Genomic DNA, 17506 nt, shown 5'->3' on the forward strand with positions numbered 1-17506 from the left:
TGTTGATTTTAAATAGCATAAATCAACGCCGATCCCGAGCTTAGGTGATGTAAACAAAAAAACCGGATGATGGCATCCGGTTTTTTGTATTTACAGTGCATTAACCTGCGTATGGTTGAGGCTGATTTTGAGGTTCATGACCCGTTAAATCAATGGGTTTAACGCTAGTAGGTTGTGCCATTTTACGAATTTGCATCACAATCCCCATTTGCGGGTGATCAAAATAATGCAATTCGCCACTGCGTACGCGACGATTTTGAATTAATGGAATACTTTGCAGATAAGGGGCTAATTGTTTTGTGCCTTCAATATCCAGCGCTGAGTATTCATTAAAGGCTGCTGGCGCTGTCTCAATCATTTTTTGGGTGGGTTTACGCAAAGCCAAATTATTTTCAACATACAAATAATGGCTTAAGTAAATATTGATTGACCCATCAAGCTCCCATACAGGATTGATTTTAGGGGCATCATATAACCCACCTAACGAGCTATAATCACCCGTTGGCATGGTATTCGTTTCGGCTTGCTTTTTAACGCCTAAACCATGGTAATTAAAGGTATTTGAAAAATCTTTACCGCCAAAAATGCGTACTGGTTTGGCCGCACGACGTGATTGCATATTTTGCTGCCAGGTTAAATGGACCAGGCCTTTAACATAGGGCTCACGGCTTAAAGTGCGAATGATATCTTTAAATTGGCTTTGACTTTGTGCAAGCAAAACCGGACCTTGACCAAGATAGGCGGATTGTGGGTTGGCTGCACCAACATGCAGTGGCACTTCACTTGGGTGCGTTGCCATGTTGTTGCTGACTTTAGGGTCGTTACACTGAGTGGTGTCGCTGGCCCAATCGGTAGACGAGCAACCATTAAGCCCAACAACAACACCTGTAATGTCGGTGCTGATCACAGGGGTAATAATGTCGACTGTGTTGTTGGCCAATTTTGGCGGCGAAGCGTCAAGCCATTTTTCAACCGAGGCGGTTTGGCGTTCAAATATAAATACTTCCACTTCAAACCATGATTCACCATGGGCTGAAATGCTGTGGGATAGCGCTGTGATAGCGGCGATAGATATCGCAATTTTACGAAGCACTATTTGTCTCCAGTTTGATGTTTAGCGAACTGTTCAAGCAAGGTGTTGACTAATTCAAGTCGTTCTTTGCTTGTTTCAGCAGGAATGGTGAACTTTAACTTATTTGGCCCGTCCATTCGATAGATTTGTGGTTGGTTTTGCAACAAACCAATAATAAACATAGGATCGACGCAGTTTTCTTGGCCAAATTCGACACTGCCACCTTTGGCATGCATTTCAATTTTAGTGATACCCAGTGCGGTTGCTTGATGTTTAAACAGGGTAATGGCCATTAAATTGCGGGTTGGGTCAGGTAACATGCCAAAGCGGTCGATAAATTCAACCTTGAGCTCGTCGAGCATGTTATCGTTTTCGCAGTTGGCTATGCGCTTATAAAGTGATAAACGCATATTCACATCACTGACATAGTCTTCTGGCAGTAGGGCTGGAATGCGTAAGTCAATTTCTGCTTTGGCACTCATCATGTAGGCGAGCGACGGCTCTTTGCCTTCTTTTAAGGCTTTTACCGCAGATTCGAGCATTTCCATGTATAAGCTAAAACCAATTTTTGAAATGTGGCCGCTTTGCTCATCACCGAGTAATTCGCCTGCGCCGCGAATTTCTAAATCTTGGGTGGCAAGCATAAAGCCGGCGCCAAGATCTTCTAATGCGTCGATGGCTTCTAGGCGTTTGCGGGCGTCTGTTGTCATGCGTTTAGGGTGCGGAGTCATCATGTAGGCATAGGCTTGGTGGTGTGAACGCCCAACACGGCCACGTAATTGGTGTAGCTGGGCTAAACCAAACATGTCTGCACGATCGATAATAATGGTGTTGGCGCTTGGTACGTCAATGCCGGTTTCTATGATGGTGGTACACACCAATACATTGAAGCGCTGGTGGTAAAAGTCTGACATGACTTTTTCGAGATCGCGCTCGCGCATTTGTCCGTGAGCGGTGACGACACGGGCTTCAGGGAGTAAATCACGAATGTTTTGTGCTGTTTTTTCGATAGTGTCGACATTGTTGTGTAAGTAATACACCTGACCACCACGCAGAATTTCACGCAGTATGGCCTCACGAACCGTAGCTTGGTCGTATTCGCGAACAAAGGTTTTTACGGCTAAGCGTTTAGCGGGTGGTGTAGCGATAATCGATAAATCGCGCATGCCCGACATGGCCATGTTTAGGGTTCGCGGAATAGGCGTGGCGGTTAGCGTTAAAATGTCTACGTTAGCCCGTAATGCTTTAATTTTCTCTTTTTGACGTACACCAAAGCGGTGCTCTTCGTCGATAATCAGTAAGCCTAGGTTGTCAAAGTTTGCCTCGGCTGACAACAATTTATGGGTGCCGATTAAGATGTCGACTTTACCTGCTGATAATTGCTCAACAATACTGTTTTGCTCTTTAGTTGTTCTAAAGCGCGACATGACGTCGACGACGATTGGCCAGTCGGCAAAACGGTCTTTAAAGTTTTCAAAATGTTGTTGGGCAAGCAGGGTGGTTGGCACTAGCACTACCACTTGTTTGCCGGCATTTACGGCGACAAAAGCGGCGCGCATGGCGACTTCTGTTTTACCAAAACCTACATCACCACACACTAGGCGGTCCATGGCCAGTGGCGCTTGTAAGTCTGCTAATACTGCGTGAATAGCCGATTCTTGGTCGACGGTTTCTTCAAATGGGAAACCTTGACTAAACTGGGCGTACTCTTGCTCATCGATTGTCATTGCTTCACCGGGGCGAGCCTGACGCCTTGCATATACATCCAGTAATTCTGCTGCGACATCGCGAATACGCTCGATGGCTTTTTTCTTGGCTTTGGCCCAGGTTTCGTTGCCTAATTTATTGAGGTGAGCTTCACCTTCGCCACTGGCGTTAAAACGGCTGATTAGGTGTAGTGACGACACGGGTACATAGAGTTTATCGCCGCCTGAATATTCAAGTTTTAAGTATTCGGCAACCAGTCCACCTGTATCAAGGGTTTCTAAACCTTGATACAAGGCAACGCCATGCTCTAAATGCACTATGGGCTGGCCAACTTTGAGTTCAGCTAAGTTTTTAACTAATACATCCGAGCTGACTTGTTTTTGCTTTTCGCGTCGGCGTTGTTGTGAGATCCGTTGGCCGAACAACTCGGTTTCGCAAATAACACTGACAGGCCCTTTGGGAACATCCGTTAACACGCACCCACGACTCAGCGGCGAAACGATTAAGCCTATGCTGTCTTTGGCGTCAAGGTACTCATTTAAATGAGCAAACAGTTTAGGCTTAATGCCAATTTTGGCAAACAGCTCAAGCAATGCTTCGCGACGACCTTCTGACTCGGCACTGAACAGTAACTGTGCTTGGCCTGCACTGTATTCTTGTAATGCATGCAATGGCTGTTTGAGTTTGTGATTGGCATTGATGTCTGGCAGTTTTTCAACATTGGCGACCAGAGCATGTGCTGGCAAATCGATAGCGGCTAATGGCTGCCCTGTGTTATCTGTGTCATTTGTATGAGGCTGCTGAATAATTTGCGTACGAGTTAAGGGTTTAAATGCGGCAAATAATTCATCTTGCAGCAGGTAAAGCTCTTTGGGCGTTAAGAGTGGCCTGAGTGGGTCGATGCGTCGATCTTCATAGCGTACGCTAACTTCATGTAAATGCTGTTGACTGGCTTTTTCGATATCACCGAGTGTGATGAGTTGGCTGTTTTGTGGCAAATAGTCAAATAAGGTTGCCGTGTCATCAAAAAACAAAGGTAAGTAATTTTCAATACCTGCGGGCATTAAATTACGGCTCACTAATTGATAAACGGATTCAGCTTCTTTAGAAATAACCTCAAAACGGCGGCGATAGCGTTGCCTAAAGCCTTCGATGGCATTGCTGTCTGTTGGAAATTCTTTTGCGGGTAGCATGCGAATGGCATCGCGAGCCATGCCTGAGCGTTGAGTGTCTACATCAAAAAAACGGATTGATTCGACTTCATCATCAAATAGTTCAATGCGCAGCGGTTGGCGTGAACCTGTGGGGAAAATATCAATGATAGAACCGCGAATAGCAAACTCGCCGTGTTCGTATACTTGTTCAACGAGATGATAGCCTGTGTCGGTTAGGTGTTGCCGCGCTTGTTGTAAGCTGTAGGTGTCGCCTTTATTTAGTACCATCACATTGGCGGTCATAAACGATTTGGGCGGCAGGCGAACCATTAGGGTGTTTACCGGCACAATCACCACATTATGCTGGCTTTGGCCAATGTTGGCTAAGGTTTCTAAACGTTGTGATATTAAGTCTTGATGCGGTGAAAAGTTGTCGTAAGGTAAGGTTTCTCTGTCTGGAAACAAGCACACATTAATATTGCTGTTTTGTAACAAATAGCTTAATTCGACTTCTAGTGATAGGGCACTCGGCGTGTCATGGGTGACTATGATGCTGGTGCCCGAATGTTGTTGAATTAATTTGGCTAAGGTGATGGCTTGAGAAACCCCACCTAATGTTGCCAAAGTTTGCATTTGTTGGCCTTTTTTTACACTCGGTGGCGTGAGTACACTATATTGTTTCATTAAAATCTTTTTCAGTTCCGTTTGCAGTCAATTTGTATTGAAACGCATGAGGTTAACGTCGTTGCTTATCAATATGTTGTTTACGCTTTTTAAGCATTTTTTGTTGTACGGCTAAGCTGGCTTTGACGAGCTGTTCTATATCGTCTTCAAGAATTTGGCTAAATTCAAGTTCACATTGCCATTGTGGCGCACTGTCATCATCCTGGGGAATTTGATGGCACTGCATGACTTGGCAAATGCATAATAAGGCGACGACTTCTGCGTGCAAATAAATATGGGTTTTGTAGTATTGCCCTGGGGTGAGTTCAAATGAGCTGGTGATGTTGATACCACTGCCACCAAATTGGTTGCCTTTAACGTGTTTGCCTTCTTGTACTTCTTTTTCGAGTACATGTTGTAGTACTAAGTCGACTTTGCGTGATTGCAGTTTTAAAAAATCAACTACCGCTTTGGCGTCATTATCTAAATTACGTAATTGCAGTAAGCAGCTGGCTTCGAGACTTTTGACCTCAGTTAACAATTTTAAGCCAACAGATTGCATGTCTTTGAGCTCATCTTCGCTCGGCAAACCTTTACTTGCATCCCATAATGATAAGTAAGCATTAAAGCTATGAGGCACACTAAAATAAGAATTGCTGTCAGGTATCAAGGTTTGCCTCTTTATTTATCACTCTAATAACCCTATTATCGTGCCCAACTTAATGATTTAGCAAGTCATACGCATAGGCTTGTTGGTTTCATGCCCACAATTTGCTTGTTTGTCAGACTAATACGCTGTGATTAGCGCATAGGATTAGTATTTTTTTATGAATTTCGGATTTTCGTTTTTTATCGGTTATCGTTACTGGCGTGCTCGAAAGGCTAATGCTTTTGCGTCTTTTATTACCTTTTTTGCGGTTTCAGGTATTTTTTTAGGCGTTGCAGCATTAATTGTGGTGAGCTCGGTGATGAATGGCTTAGAAGGCCAATTAAAAAACCGCATTTTAGGTGCTGTGCCTCAGCTTACATTAATTAACGAGACTGGTTTTAATGATTGGCAATCACTTAGCGAACGGGTATTGGCCGATGGTCACTTAAAGCAAAATGTTCGTGGTGTGGTGCCAAGTACCACGACACAGGCGATGATCCAGTCAAGTAAAAATATCAGTGCGGTACAAGTCTATGGGGTTTACCCTGAGCTTGAGCAGGCGCTATCAAGTATTGCCTCTCATACATACTCTAATGCGTTTGAGCAGTTAACTGCAGGTGACTATTTTATTGTGCTTGGGAGTGAACTGGCGCGTAAACTTGATGTGAACACCGGTGATAGAATACGTTTACTCAGTGGTGACGGGGTTGTGTATTCCCCTATGGGACCTGTGCCTAGTCAGCGTAAATTTACCGTTGCAGGTGTGTTTGAAATGGGTTCACAGGTTGATGCGAGTGTGGCGTATGTCCATTACCAAGATGCCCGAAAACTGATGCGTAAAAACAGCCAAAGCATCGATGAACTAAGAGTGTATTTGAACGATCCTTTTACGGCGCCACAGATTGCGCCATTGATGGTGGCCTATTTTGCTCAACAAGGCGTTGAGATTAAAACCAGTGATTGGCGTCAAGACTATGGTCATTTGTTTTCTGCCGTGAACATGGAAAAAAACATGATGTCTTTAATGCTGAGCTTAATTGTGGCTGTCGCCGCTTTTAACATGGTTTCAGCCTTAGTGATGATGGTAATTGATAAAACCACCGATGTCGCAGTATTAAAAACCCAAGGTGTGTCGACGTCGTCGGTTATGACCATTTTTATTGTGCAAGGGCTGCTAAATGCGTTACTAGGATTAATATTAGGAACCATTGTGGGTATTGGGCTAACCCTTAATTTAAACACGATATTGTCTGGGCTGGGTATTTCTATTTTAGGCGCAGGGCAATCCTTGCCTGTTGCCTTATCTATGACCCAATTGAGTGTAATTATTGTTGGCTCGTTATTAATTACCTTACTTGCCACTCTTTACCCTGCGCTTTCTGCTGCTAGGGTTCAACCCGCTACTGCTTTGAGATACGAATGATGAGTCAAACACAAACCCCGTTATTACAAGTTAATCATGTCAGTAAACAATATCATGACGGTGAAGTGACCACACAAGTGTTGTCTGGTGTTGATATTACGGTTTATAAAGGTGAGCAATTAGCCATTGTGGGAAGTTCTGGCTCAGGTAAAAGTACCTTACTACACATTATGGGCACCTTAGATACACCCAGTTCTGGCACTGTGTTACTTGATGGTGAGGATTTGTATCAACTCTCTGCCGCTCGCCAGGCCCAGGTGCGCAATCAAGATTTAGGGTTTATTTATCAATTCCATCATTTATTGCCAGAATTTACCGCGCTAGAAAATGTCGCCATGCCGGCATTTATTCAAGGCAAAGATAAAAAGCAAACTTTAGCCGATGCACATAAGCTACTTGAACGCGTAGGGTTAGGGCACCGAGTTAATCATATTCCTGCTCAATTGTCTGGCGGTGAGCGTCAACGTGTGGCGATAGCAAGAGCCTTAATCAATAAGCCTAAATTGGTGCTTGCCGACGAGCCAACGGGGAACTTAGATGCCAGCAGCGCTGCTAATGTTTATGCGATGATCCGCGAACTGGCACATCAGTTCGACACGGCATTTGTTGTGGTAACCCATGACCACAGTTTAGCCGCAAAAATGGATCGTCAATTGACCATGAAAGATGGTTTGTTACAAACGGTTAAACAGGCCACAGGACAAATCAATGAGTAAGTGGTTGCCGTTAACAATAGGCTGGCGATTTTTTAGAGCTAAGCAGTCAAACAGTTTTATTGGGTTTATTTCATTTGCATCTACTGCAGGTATTGCCTTGGGTGTCAGTGTATTGATTGTATTGTTGTCGACCATGAATGGCTTTGAAAGGGAGTTGCAGCAGCGTTTGTTGGGTGTCGCCTCTCATGGTGAGCTGGTGGGCGTGAATGAGCCTATTGCAGATTGGCATGTTATTGCTAATAGTGCGCAAAATTTGCCACAAATTACTGGTGTCGCTCCTTTTATTCGTTTGCAGGGCTTGGTGCAAAAACCAGGCGGTTTTCAGGGCATAGTGGTGAGCGGGATTGATATTAATTACGAAGCTGATGTGTCGAGCATTCAACAGTATATGCCTGCAAAGGCCTGGCAGTCTTTGCAAGGCAAACAAAACAATGTGGTATTAGGGCGAAGCTTGTTGAATAAGCTTGAGCTTAAAGTGGGCGATACGCTAGCCATGTACACACCTGATGCCAATAACAGTCAACTGACGTCGGCTAAAAGTCATCGTTTTGTGGTGTCTGGTGTTTATGATGTTGGTGGCGAAATTGAGTCAACACAGGCTTATGTTCCTATTGAATACCTAGCTGATATTTTAGGCTTGGGCACAGGTGTCAGTGGCGTGCGTATCGAAGTCGCCGATGTGCTAAATGCCGCGGCCGTAGTGCGTGATTTAGGGTTTGCTCAAGAGCAATATTTGTACATTAATGATTGGACTCGCTCGCAAGGGCATGTATATCAAGACATTCAGTTAGTGCGGTTGGTGATGTACCTGGTATTAGCGCTGGTGATCGGCGTTGCTTGCTTTAATATTGTGTCCACATTAGTGATGGCGGTACGTGATAAAGCGTCAGAAATCGCCATTTTGATGACCATGGGATTAGGCCGTGCTGCTGTAATGACCATTTTTATTTTACAAGGGGCATTAAACGGGATCATGGGGTGCACTATTGGCGGTGTGTTGGGGGTTGTTTTGGCTTATAACCTCAGTGCTATTGCTAAGGGGATTGAGCAACTTTTTGGTTTTCAGTTGTTGGCGTCTGATATTTATTTTATTGACTTTTTACCCTCTGAATTACATAGCCAAGATGTGATAGTGGTGCTGATCATGGGATTAGTGATGAGCTTACTCGCCACGATTTATCCCGCGTGGAAAGCGACTAAAATTGCCCCAGCTACGGCGTTAGCGGGCCGATAAGGAATGCAAATAGGCTATGGCATGTGAGCAATGTAATGAGTCGGTTTTTAGGCAAAAAATTGGCCGTTGTAAACGCTGTATGGTGCAGTTAACTGTACTGAGTTTACTAACATGGCCAATTTGGTGGTTTGGGTTTGCCGACCAGCCTAAAACGGTTAATTCAATTGCACTGTTGTTTTTTGCAATCAGTTTTACACTCTTACTTGCTCTGCATTTATTCGTTTGGAGTTATCGAACGCTTTATCTGAACATCAGCCAACGATTATAACGGTTCAAGCTTTTTTTGCTGGCCAAAAGTGTCGGCGTCTGTTCCCCGTTTCCAATATCCTGTTGCACTGATTGCCCGTAGAGGCAATTGACGCTGGTCGAGAAAATGCTGTTTAATCAAGCGAACTTGTGAGGCTTCTAAGCCGATAAATACCTGCGTGTCTGAGGAAATATTGTCTAGTTGGCTAACCTTTTCTTGTAACCATTGATCTTGCTGTGTCTCAGTGATTGAAGGGGTTAATATTAGCCAATCAACGTTAAGGTGAGCAGGTATTGTGAGAAGGGCTTTTTCATGCTCACTGTGAATTATCATGATCACATTGCCACTTGCAGTTGCTGGTATGCGATCAATTACTGCATTAACAGCATTGATTGACGTTGAGTCACCAAGTAATACATAGTGGCTAGCATCAAACTGAGTCATTTTTAAAGGTCCTGGCCCGGCAATGGCAACCATGTCACCAATTTGTGCGCTGCTAACCCAATCAGTGGCAGGGCCGCGATGTTTGTTTATTACAAAATCAAGACTCAGTAGGCCTTGCTCTGCGTCAAAATCTCTAATGGTATATGAACGTTTAATCGCGGCATTAGGGCCACTTATTTGAGTATTAAGTTCAATGTCGCCAGCATTAGGGATTAACACTTTGACATAAGCACCTTGTTGATTGTCGGGGAAGTCAACCAATTGCTCACCACCTAATACAACACGACGTAAATATGGGCTGATATCAATAATATCACTAATGTGAGTCACTCTTACGGACGGTTTATTTGTTTTAAGGGAATGCATAAAGATTGCCTATATTGAAGTTGCATGAAGAAGTAATTTAGATGATAATATCTACTATATTTGAGTTTGTTGATTAAGTCAACTATATTGTGTGTTCAGCTGTTTTTGCTCGCTGAGATTGCACTAAGGAAGTTTTGTGTCAGAAAATATAAAAGAGCCGCTGTTTAATTTATTACACAGTATAAAGCGTTCATTACGCCAGGCCATTGACAGTAATGATTTGCAGCTAACGCCGTTGCATATGCGGGTTCTTAAAATGATTTCATTTAACAATAATCACGTTACCGCAAATGATATTGTGCAAAAAACCTTAATAGATAAGGCACAGTTAGCAAGATTGATTAAAGAACTCATTGGCCTTGGGTATGTAACTAAACTCGACAATCCAACAGATAAACGCAGTTATTACTTGGGTATTAGCTCAGAGGGGATTGATGTGGTTAAGCAATTAAGCGTTGCAGAGCAGCGCGTTAATGAAATCATGAAAAGCGGATTAACAGAGCAAGATATTGCAGACTTTACCCGGTTAGCAAAACATATGGCGCAAAATTTAAATCAACAAAATGACTAACGATGTACTGACAACAAAAAGGCCACAGAGAGTGGCCTTTTTGTTGCTTTTTCAACACGCTGCGAGAATTATTCGCCTTTACGTTTTTGCCATTTAAACAAAATCGAATAGCGCCACATACTTTTGATCACTAAATAGCCTATTAATGCCGACACGATGCTAAGCACTAAACTACCAACAAGAAATGGTGGGCCAATTGTTGACAGTGAGGCTTCAATCCATGCCCAAGTTGCTTCAAATTGAAATGCTTGTGGCTTTTGTCCAAGAATTTTTGCACCAATTAAATAGGCGCCGTAAAAGATAATGGGCATGGTAAACGGGTTTGTTATCCAAACCAGCGCAACTGCCACAGGAATATTAACATTAAATAAAATAGCAAACCCTGCTGCCACAACCATTTGAAATGGGATTGGGATAAATGCCACAAATAAGCCAACTGCGAATGCACCGGGAGCCGATTTTCGGTTAAGTGCCCATAAATTTGGTTTGTGTAATAAGGTACCAAATATCCGTAAGTATTTATGTTCACGGAGTATTTCTGGCTTGGGCATAAACTTTTTGATTATTTTTTTTGGCATATTTGTTAATTAATGTCTTAACTCATTCACTATGAATCAATTTATCTATGGCTTTTGTGCCTGCTCACTGTCAGCGATGTTATGGCCATCGCTTGTTCCTATTGGGTATCTGCCTATTTTATGTTTTTTGGCGTTGTTGTGTCTTAAAAAAGGCCCGTTTATAGCGGGTTGCCTGTTGGCTATTGTGTGGCTAAGTGCGTTTGTTCAATGTTTATTTTTGCACCAAAATGCTGAAAAGCCACAACAAATTCAATTCACGGCGCAGATAGTAGCACTTGTGAGCCAAAACAGCGACTGGATAAGTTTTGATGTGAGGGTTATACCACAAACACAAAATCGAACTTTTTTTGAAGCCGCTGCGTTAGCCAACGTGCAGCGATATTACCGATTAACTTGGCAAAAGCCAGCGAAAATTGAACCAGGGCAAATTTGGCAATTTACTGCACGGATGAAAGGCATTAGCAGCATTCAAAATCAAGGCGGATTTAATCAACAAAAGCACTATATTAGTCAGCATATTATTGCTAAAGGTCGAGTTAAACGGGCTGAAATACTGAATGAAGGGACTTCAATAAGACAAAAAATAATGGAGGTGACGTTACCGATTTTGCAACGCTTATCTCATGGTGACATTTTACAGGCGTTAATATTTGGCGATAAAAGCGCACTCGATGACGCGCGATGGCAGCAACTACGTCAAACAGGCTCAGGTCATCTTGTGGCGATTTCAGGTTTGCATTTGTCGGTGGTGTTTGGCCTTTTTTATGGTTTGTTAATGTTAGGCACCCGTGCGCTTGCACCAAAGCAACACCGGTTGAGAGTGCAGGTTATTATGCTCGTCGCTGCGCTTATCACTCTAGGTTATGGCTATTTGTCGGGTTTTGCCATTGCGACGCAACGGGCGTTGTTGATGATGTTATTGCTGGTTATTTTTAGCCTGGTTAAACAATTTAGTCATAGTTGGGATAGGTTACTCTATGCGTTATTTTTTGTGTTATTGATTGACCCTGTCGCCACGTTAGGTGCAGGTCTGTGGTTGTCTTTTCTTGCCTTGGCAATCATTCTCCTTGCTGTAACGCCGCAGCCAATATCGAATAAACCAGCAACTCCATTAGCTGCACATTCTACAAATGGTGTTTGGCAAAAATGTATGACAACAGGGCGTGCTATGCGTTTGGCTTTGTGGCAAGGCATTAAAATTTTGTGGTCAATTCAATGGCGTTTGGCGATTGGTTTAGGTGGCTTGCAAGCGGTGTTATTTGGCATGGTGACACCACACAGTATTTGGCTGAACTTATTGTTTGTGCCCTGGTTTAGCCTTGTCGCCATCCCTTTAACTATGCTGTGTTTTTGTTTGTGGCTGCTTTGTTTTACAGTGTTCGCTTTTTTAGGCACGGATCTGCATGTAGTTACATCGGTTGGCGCAACGCTATTTACCTTGGCTAATTTCAGCCTCATCCCTTTTGATAAGCTATTGCACTTAAGTGATCACCTGCCTTGGGCCTTGTTGCCTATATCTGAGCAGGCGTTGGCAGCACTGTTGTTTATGCTGATAGCCATATTAGCCATACATTTACGATTACACAGTGTTGTAGATAAACGGATTATTCGTTTTTGCTTAATGATTTTATGTTTACCTGTTGGTTTTCAAGCTATTGCAGCGTGGCAGCAACGTGGCTTGTTAAATCAAGAGTATGCAGGATTGTGGCAAATGCATGTGTTAGATGTTGCTCAAGGAACAGCAATTGTTATGCAGCAAGGACGGCATGGTTTTATTTATGACACGGGTGCTGCATATGGTGAATTTAGTTATGCTAAGAGGGCCATTGTGCCATTTTTAACAGCAAGAGGGATTTCTCAAATAGATTATATTGTGGTAAGTCATGATGATAACGACCATGTGGGTGGCTTATCTGTGCTATTACAGGCATTTAAATCTAGTCAGTTAATTGCTGATTTTAGTGATACACCCCATTCTCAAAATGCCATGTTGCAGCCCTGCAGTGGTAATATGCGCTGGTTAAATGTTGACATTCAATTGATGGCTAACCCTTTGAACAAGGCAAATGATAATAATAACTCATGTGTTATGAGCGTCACAGACGGACTCACTCGGGTGTTATTAACCGGCGATATTGAAGCGCCACGTGAGCTATCTCTACTGCAATCTGACAACAATATTACTGCGGATATATTGCTGGTGCCACACCATGGGAGTCGAACCTCTTCAACAGAGGCATTTATTGAGGCGGTTAACCCGAGTTTGGCCATTGTGAATGCAGGGTTTGCAAATCAATATGGTTTTCCTAAAGCGGATGTAATGGCCCGTTATCATCAGCGCAATGTACTAACGTTGCAAACGGGCTATGTAGGGCAAATAAGTCTTACATTTACAGAAAGAGGCTACAAAATAGCCACTTACAGACAAGATTTGGCGCCATTTTGGTACAATCAATTGTTTAAATTTGGTGAGACAACTAAAGCAGAGTAGAATACGGCTTATGTTTGCTAGTTAAGTATTGGATTCAATGTCAGCATCAACTTCGAATGAAAAAAATGAAATGTGGGTCGTTTTTAAACGTCTTATGACCTATGTTGCCCCGATGAAAACCATGTTTGTTATGGCTGTACTTGCGTTACTGACTTATGGTGCCGTAGATGCCGCGTTTATTGCGTTTATAAAACCGTTTATTGATGAAGGTTTTAGTCAGACGCCAGCGGTTGTATCTGGGGTAGATGTGCCCACTCATGGTGGATTTAATGCAGACAATGACATTATGTTCATGGCGCCGATAGTGGTTGTATTAATGTTTACCTTGCGTGGATTTGCTAACTTTGTGTCGACTTATTGTGTGTCTTATATTAGTGCGCAGCTGATTATGGTTATGCGCCAGCAAGTGTTTGAACATTATTTACGATTACCTGTGAGTTATATCGATAGAGAAAACAGCGGTAATTTGATTTCACGGGTAACGTTTGACACAGAACAAATTGCACGTGCGTCGGGCAGTGCGCTGATTTCAATCGTTCGCGATAGTATGACTGCGGTAGGCATGTTAGCCATTATGTTTTATTACTCATGGAAACTGTCGCTGTGCATTTTAGTGATTGGGCCAATTATTGGTGTCGTGATCAGTGTGGTTTCCCGCCGTTTTCGTAAGGTGTCTAAGCAGATCCAGGCTGCAATGGGCGGCGTGACAGCAACCACTGAGCAAATGATTAAAGGCCATAAAAATGTGTTGGTATTTGGAGGCCAAAAAACCGAAGTTGATCGCTTTTTTAAAGTCAATGATCGTAACCGATATCAAAACATGAAATTAGCTGTCGCTCAGTCGGTTAGCCAACCATTAATCATGGTGATTGGTTCGTTTGCGTTGGCATTTGTATTGTATGCTGCCACCTGGGACAGCATGAAAACTGATTTAACAGCAGGGACTTTTGCCGCCATTTTGGGGGCGATGCTTGCCACCTTGCAACCGATTAAAAACTTAACTCGAGTAAACGCTGAGTTTCAGCGTGGTATTGCAGCCTGTACTACTGTTTTTGAATTGTTAGATACCGCGCCAGAACCGGATAATGGTGCTTTTTCAGTTGATCGTGTTCAAGGGAAATTACGTTTTGATAACGTGACGTTTGCCTACCCAGAACAAGATAAACTTGCATTAAATGGGATTAACTTTGAAGTTCAGCCTGGTAAAACGGTTGCGTTAGTTGGCCGTTCTGGTTCGGGTAAGTCAACAATTGCGAGCCTTATTACTCGCTTTTATGGTGGCTTAAGTCACGGTGATATCACCCTCGATGACACCAGTATTTACGACTACCAGTTAAAATCATTACGTAATCAAGTTGCGCTCGTATCGCAACAAGTGACCTTATTTAATGACACCATCGCTAACAACATTGCTTATGCTTATCCTGGTGAAGTCACTCGCGAGCAAATTGTGAAAGCCGCCGAACTTGCCTATGCCATGGAGTTTATTAACACTTTGCCCGAAGGATTAGAAACACAAGTCGGTGAAAACGGAGTGTTATTGTCTGGTGGTCAGCGTCAGCGGATTGCCATTGCCAGAGCCATGCTGCGAGATGCGCCAGTACTTATTTTAGATGAGGCAACCTCAGCATTAGATACTGAGTCTGAAAAAGCCATTCAAAAAGGCTTAGATAATTTACGTCACAACCGTACCTCGATTGTTATTGCTCACCGTTTATCAACCATTGAAAGCGCTGATGAAATTTTGGTTATTGACCAAGGTCAAATTGTTGAGCGCGGTAATCACAGTGACTTGATTGAGCAAAAAGGCATTTACGCCAATTTGTATAAGATGCAGTTTAGCCAGTAAGGTCAGGGTGATGCAGCAACTTATCCATCGAATTTGGTATAAAAACCATTGGGCTAAATGGCTTTTATTGCCTTTTTCTTGGTTATTTAGTGGGATTTCTATGTTTAGGCGGACCTTGTTTCGTCTTGGTATTCAATCTGCTGAAGTATTACCCGTACCCGTGATTGTTGTAGGTAATATAACCGCTGGTGGCAGTGGTAAAACGCCTACAGTGATTTATTTAATTGAGCTTTTACGCCGTCAAGGCTATAACCCTGGCGTGATCAGCCGAGGCTATGGTGTTGATATCAAGGGCTGTGTTTTGGTTAGCTCTGGGGCTAAAGCCTGTGATGTAGGTGATGAACCGGCAATGATTATGGCGAGAACGCAGGTCCCTATGGTTGTTGGACCAAGGCGAGTCGACGCTGCAAACATGTTATTGGCGCAATCTAATGTTGATGTGATTATTAGTGATGATGGCCTACAGCATTATGCATTAGCACGAGATATTGAAATCGCATTGCTCGATGGGCAGCGCCGATACGGTAATCAGTGCTTGCTTCCAGCAGGGCCATTACGTGAAGGGCTTTGGCGTTTAGACAGTGTCGATTTTGTGATAAATAATGGCGGCCCAGCCTACCCAAATGAAATTTTAATGAGCTTAATACCTGCTCTTTTAGTGAATCTAAATAATCCATTAAGCGAGATGTTTAACATAGATAATCCCATAGTTGCGATGGCGGCTATCGGTAATCCACAACGTTTTTTTAATACTCTTTCTCAATTAGGCTATCAATTAGCTAATACTGTTGAATTTACAGACCACCAAGCTTTTTCAGCGTCAGAACTCAATAGTTTGTCTAAGGTACACCCATTAGTGATGACAGAAAAAGATGCGGTTAAATGTCGCGATTTCGCTCAAAGTCACTGGTGGTATTTACCGGTTAATGCGAAGCTTACCCCAGAATTTGATCAAGCATTGTTGAGCCGATTACAACAAGTGGCTCAAACTAAAAAAGGACTGTCTTATGGCATTTGATAAAAAATTACTCGAAATTGTAGCTTGCCCTGTGTGTAAAGGTAAGCTGGAATATGACAAAGCGCAACAACAACTAATTTGTAAATTTGATAAATTAGCCTACCCAATTACAGAAGGTATTCCGGTATTGCTAGAAAATCGTGCAACACCTTGGGTTGCTGAATAATACTGAGAATTGCTTTATTTAAAAACGTCCTTTGAGGCGTTTTTTTATGTCTGCGATATAGAGTCAGTAGGGCGATTGCCGCGTTTTGTATGCTAGCTGTTTTCACATAGCAGGTGGCGTCGCTATGGCCTATAACGATATCGCTAAGAGTTAAGGTACTTAATTGGTTTTTAATGCGCTTTTGTGTAATGCCTAGCTTAAATAAAAAAGCTTGCTGATGAGCAAGCTATTTTTTGTTTTACGTTTTTGTGCTTAAGTCTTGATAAAGCGTTTCTATCCATTTATCAGCAGAGATAAAGTTCCATTCCCAGTCTTTATATTCTTTGGGCACGCCCATTTGCTTGATTGCTGCAAGGTCATTCCCTTTTTCGATTTCGCCTCGCATCCAATTAATGCTGTCATCGAGCATATGTTTAAATTTTAATAACTCGTTACGAGTGGCAAGCTCGCCATGGCCAGGAATAACTTTGGTCTTGTTGTCTAGTTTATCTAAAATCGCACTGACATTATCGCGATACCCCATTACTGAACCACCGCCATTGAGATCTATGTATGGAAATCGGTCTTTAAAATACAAATCTCCCATATGAACAATATTGGCTTTTTTCCATATTACCACACTGTCGCCATCGGTATGCCCAGGGCCAAGGTGTACAACTTCAAGTGTGTCGTGATTAAAATGAATAGAGATGTGTTCTGCATAGGTGATAACCGGTAAGGCAGATTTTGGGGTTTTGGTGTCTTCTTTTAAGCGTTTTAATACATTGTGATGAGCTAAAATGGTGCCAGTGGCGCCAAAATGCGCATTACCGCCAGTGTGATCACCATGATAATGGGTATTAACGATGTATTTCGGGGTGCCAGCTTGTATATCGTTTAACGCAGCTAAAATTTTATCAGCCAGTGGCGCAAATTGGTCATCAATAATTAATATGCCATCACTGCCTGCCGATACACCAATATTGCCGCCTGCGCCCATAAACATGTAAGTATTGTCAGCAAGCTTTTTTGAGGTGATGTTAACATCGCTCATGCTGTTATCTGCCATAAGATTGCTACTCAGAGCCAATATGCTTAACCCAATCAATGGAGTGTAAAATCTCTGTTTCATGTGTGTCCCTTTATTTGCGCAGTAATATCTGCGATACACTACCTGTT

General features: G+C 42.8%; 15 protein-coding genes. 9 read left to right on the forward strand and 6 right to left on the reverse strand.

The window, feature by feature from the left end; translation table 11 throughout:
• Positions 1-100: 100 nt before the first annotated feature.
• The 3 genes from K8B83_RS11225 to K8B83_RS11235 are packed head-to-tail and all read right to left on the reverse strand — an operon-like array spanning position 101 to position 5266.
• A complete protein-coding gene (locus tag K8B83_RS11225; RefSeq protein ID WP_223417193.1) occupies positions 101-1093 on the reverse strand; it encodes a peptidoglycan binding protein CsiV in 993 nt (330 codons plus the stop codon).
• Entirely contained in the window at positions 1093-4617 is a 3525-nt protein-coding gene (gene mfd / locus K8B83_RS11230; protein ID WP_223417194.1) for a transcription-repair coupling factor, read from the reverse strand. Before mfd ends, K8B83_RS11225 begins: the two co-directional genes overlap by 1 nt.
• A 52-nt stretch (positions 4618-4669) precedes the next feature.
• Positions 4670-5266: a hypothetical protein gene (locus K8B83_RS11235; RefSeq protein WP_188739267.1), complete on the reverse strand. Its 597-nt coding sequence runs from the start codon at positions 5264-5266 to the stop codon at positions 4670-4672.
• Between the two features lie 157 nt (positions 5267-5423).
• On the opposite strand from K8B83_RS11235, the gene K8B83_RS11240 reads away from it, so the two are divergent.
• From K8B83_RS11240 to K8B83_RS11255, 4 genes are read left to right on the forward strand one after another with little or no spacing between them, the layout of a single operon-like run.
• The gene (locus K8B83_RS11240) at positions 5424-6668 is read left to right on the forward strand and encodes a lipoprotein-releasing ABC transporter permease subunit (protein ID WP_188739266.1); all 1245 of its coding nucleotides are present in this window, start codon (positions 5424-5426) and stop codon (positions 6666-6668) included.
• Positions 6668-7384 carry a lipoprotein-releasing ABC transporter ATP-binding protein LolD gene (gene lolD, locus K8B83_RS11245; RefSeq protein WP_188739280.1) on the forward strand — a complete coding sequence of 239 codons (717 nt, stop codon included), beginning with the start codon at positions 6668-6670 and terminating at the stop codon, positions 7382-7384. Before K8B83_RS11240 ends, lolD begins: the two co-directional genes overlap by 1 nt.
• A complete protein-coding gene (lolE, locus tag K8B83_RS11250; protein ID WP_188739265.1) occupies positions 7377-8618 on the forward strand; it encodes a lipoprotein-releasing ABC transporter permease subunit LolE in 1242 nt (413 codons plus the stop codon). The genes lolD and lolE overlap by 8 nt, the downstream gene beginning before the upstream one ends.
• 16 nt (positions 8619-8634) lie before the next feature.
• Entirely contained in the window at positions 8635-8886 is a 252-nt protein-coding gene (locus tag K8B83_RS11255; protein ID WP_188739264.1) for a DUF3624 domain-containing protein, read from the forward strand.
• On the opposite strand, the gene K8B83_RS11260 is transcribed toward K8B83_RS11255, so the two are convergent.
• Positions 8881-9675: a siderophore-interacting protein gene (locus K8B83_RS11260; protein ID WP_188739263.1), complete on the reverse strand. Its 795-nt coding sequence runs from the start codon at positions 9673-9675 to the stop codon at positions 8881-8883. The genes K8B83_RS11255 and K8B83_RS11260 overlap by 6 nt on opposite strands.
• 136 nt (positions 9676-9811) lie before the next feature.
• Here K8B83_RS11260 and K8B83_RS11265 point away from each other — a divergent pair, with 136 nt between their 5' ends.
• Entirely contained in the window at positions 9812-10246 is a 435-nt protein-coding gene (locus K8B83_RS11265; protein ID WP_188739262.1) for a MarR family winged helix-turn-helix transcriptional regulator, read from the forward strand.
• A 68-nt stretch (positions 10247-10314) separates the two neighbouring features.
• Here K8B83_RS11265 and K8B83_RS11270 read toward each other — a convergent pair whose 3' ends face one another.
• Entirely contained in the window at positions 10315-10824 is a 510-nt protein-coding gene (locus K8B83_RS11270) for a DUF2062 domain-containing protein (RefSeq protein ID WP_188739261.1), read from the reverse strand.
• 31 nt (positions 10825-10855) lie between these two features.
• Between K8B83_RS11270 and K8B83_RS11275 the strand changes: the two genes are divergently transcribed.
• The 4 genes from K8B83_RS11275 to K8B83_RS11290 are packed head-to-tail and all read left to right on the forward strand — an operon-like array spanning position 10856 to position 16348.
• Positions 10856-13315 carry a DNA internalization-related competence protein ComEC/Rec2 gene (locus tag K8B83_RS11275; protein WP_223417195.1) on the forward strand — a complete coding sequence of 820 codons (2460 nt, stop codon included), beginning with the start codon at positions 10856-10858 and terminating at the stop codon, positions 13313-13315.
• A gap of 37 nt (positions 13316-13352) precedes the next feature.
• Entirely contained in the window at positions 13353-15164 is a 1812-nt protein-coding gene (gene msbA, locus K8B83_RS11280) for a lipid A export permease/ATP-binding protein MsbA (RefSeq protein ID WP_188739259.1), read from the forward strand.
• Positions 15165-15174: 10 nt separating this feature from the next.
• Positions 15175-16182 carry a tetraacyldisaccharide 4'-kinase gene (lpxK, locus tag K8B83_RS11285; protein ID WP_188739258.1) on the forward strand — a complete coding sequence of 336 codons (1008 nt, stop codon included), beginning with the start codon at positions 15175-15177 and terminating at the stop codon, positions 16180-16182.
• On the forward strand, positions 16172-16348 hold the full coding sequence (locus K8B83_RS11290; protein WP_188739257.1) for a Trm112 family protein: 177 nt from the start codon (positions 16172-16174) through the stop codon (positions 16346-16348). Before lpxK ends, K8B83_RS11290 begins: the two co-directional genes overlap by 11 nt.
• Before the next feature lie 238 nt (positions 16349-16586).
• On the opposite strand, the gene K8B83_RS11295 is transcribed toward K8B83_RS11290, so the two are convergent.
• Complete coding sequence (locus tag K8B83_RS11295) at positions 16587-17459, reverse strand: MBL fold metallo-hydrolase (RefSeq protein WP_188739256.1); 873 nt, start codon at positions 17457-17459, stop codon at positions 16587-16589.
• Between the last annotated feature and the right edge of the window lie 47 nt (positions 17460-17506).

Source organism: Shewanella inventionis (assembly GCF_019931735.1).
Classification (GTDB): Bacteria; Pseudomonadota; Gammaproteobacteria; order Enterobacterales; family Shewanellaceae; genus Shewanella; species Shewanella inventionis.

What these genes read in the sequence shown, in the direction of transcription:
- mfd (WP_223417194.1), bottom strand. Translation starts at nt 4,617, where the DNA reads ATGAAACAATATAGTGTACTCACGCCACCGAGTGTAAAAAAAGGCCAA.
- K8B83_RS11240 (WP_188739266.1), top strand. Translation starts at nt 5,424, where the DNA reads ATGAATTTCGGATTTTCGTTTTTTATCGGTTATCGTTACTGGCGTGCT.
- lolD (WP_188739280.1), top strand. Translation starts at nt 6,668, where the DNA reads ATGAGTCAAACACAAACCCCGTTATTACAAGTTAATCATGTCAGTAAA.
- lolE (WP_188739265.1), top strand. Translation starts at nt 7,377, where the DNA reads ATGAGTAAGTGGTTGCCGTTAACAATAGGCTGGCGATTTTTTAGAGCT.
- K8B83_RS11255 (WP_188739264.1), top strand. Translation starts at nt 8,635, where the DNA reads ATGGCATGTGAGCAATGTAATGAGTCGGTTTTTAGGCAAAAAATTGGC.
- K8B83_RS11260 (WP_188739263.1), bottom strand. Translation starts at nt 9,675, where the DNA reads ATGCATTCCCTTAAAACAAATAAACCGTCCGTAAGAGTGACTCACATT.
- K8B83_RS11270 (WP_188739261.1), bottom strand. Translation starts at nt 10,824, where the DNA reads ATGCCAAAAAAAATAATCAAAAAGTTTATGCCCAAGCCAGAAATACTC.
- K8B83_RS11275 (WP_223417195.1), top strand. Translation starts at nt 10,856, where the DNA reads ATGAATCAATTTATCTATGGCTTTTGTGCCTGCTCACTGTCAGCGATG.
- msbA (WP_188739259.1), top strand. Translation starts at nt 13,353, where the DNA reads ATGTCAGCATCAACTTCGAATGAAAAAAATGAAATGTGGGTCGTTTTT.
- lpxK (WP_188739258.1), top strand. Translation starts at nt 15,175, where the DNA reads ATGCAGCAACTTATCCATCGAATTTGGTATAAAAACCATTGGGCTAAA.
- K8B83_RS11290 (WP_188739257.1), top strand. Translation starts at nt 16,172, where the DNA reads ATGGCATTTGATAAAAAATTACTCGAAATTGTAGCTTGCCCTGTGTGT.
- K8B83_RS11295 (WP_188739256.1), bottom strand. Translation starts at nt 17,459, where the DNA reads ATGAAACAGAGATTTTACACTCCATTGATTGGGTTAAGCATATTGGCT.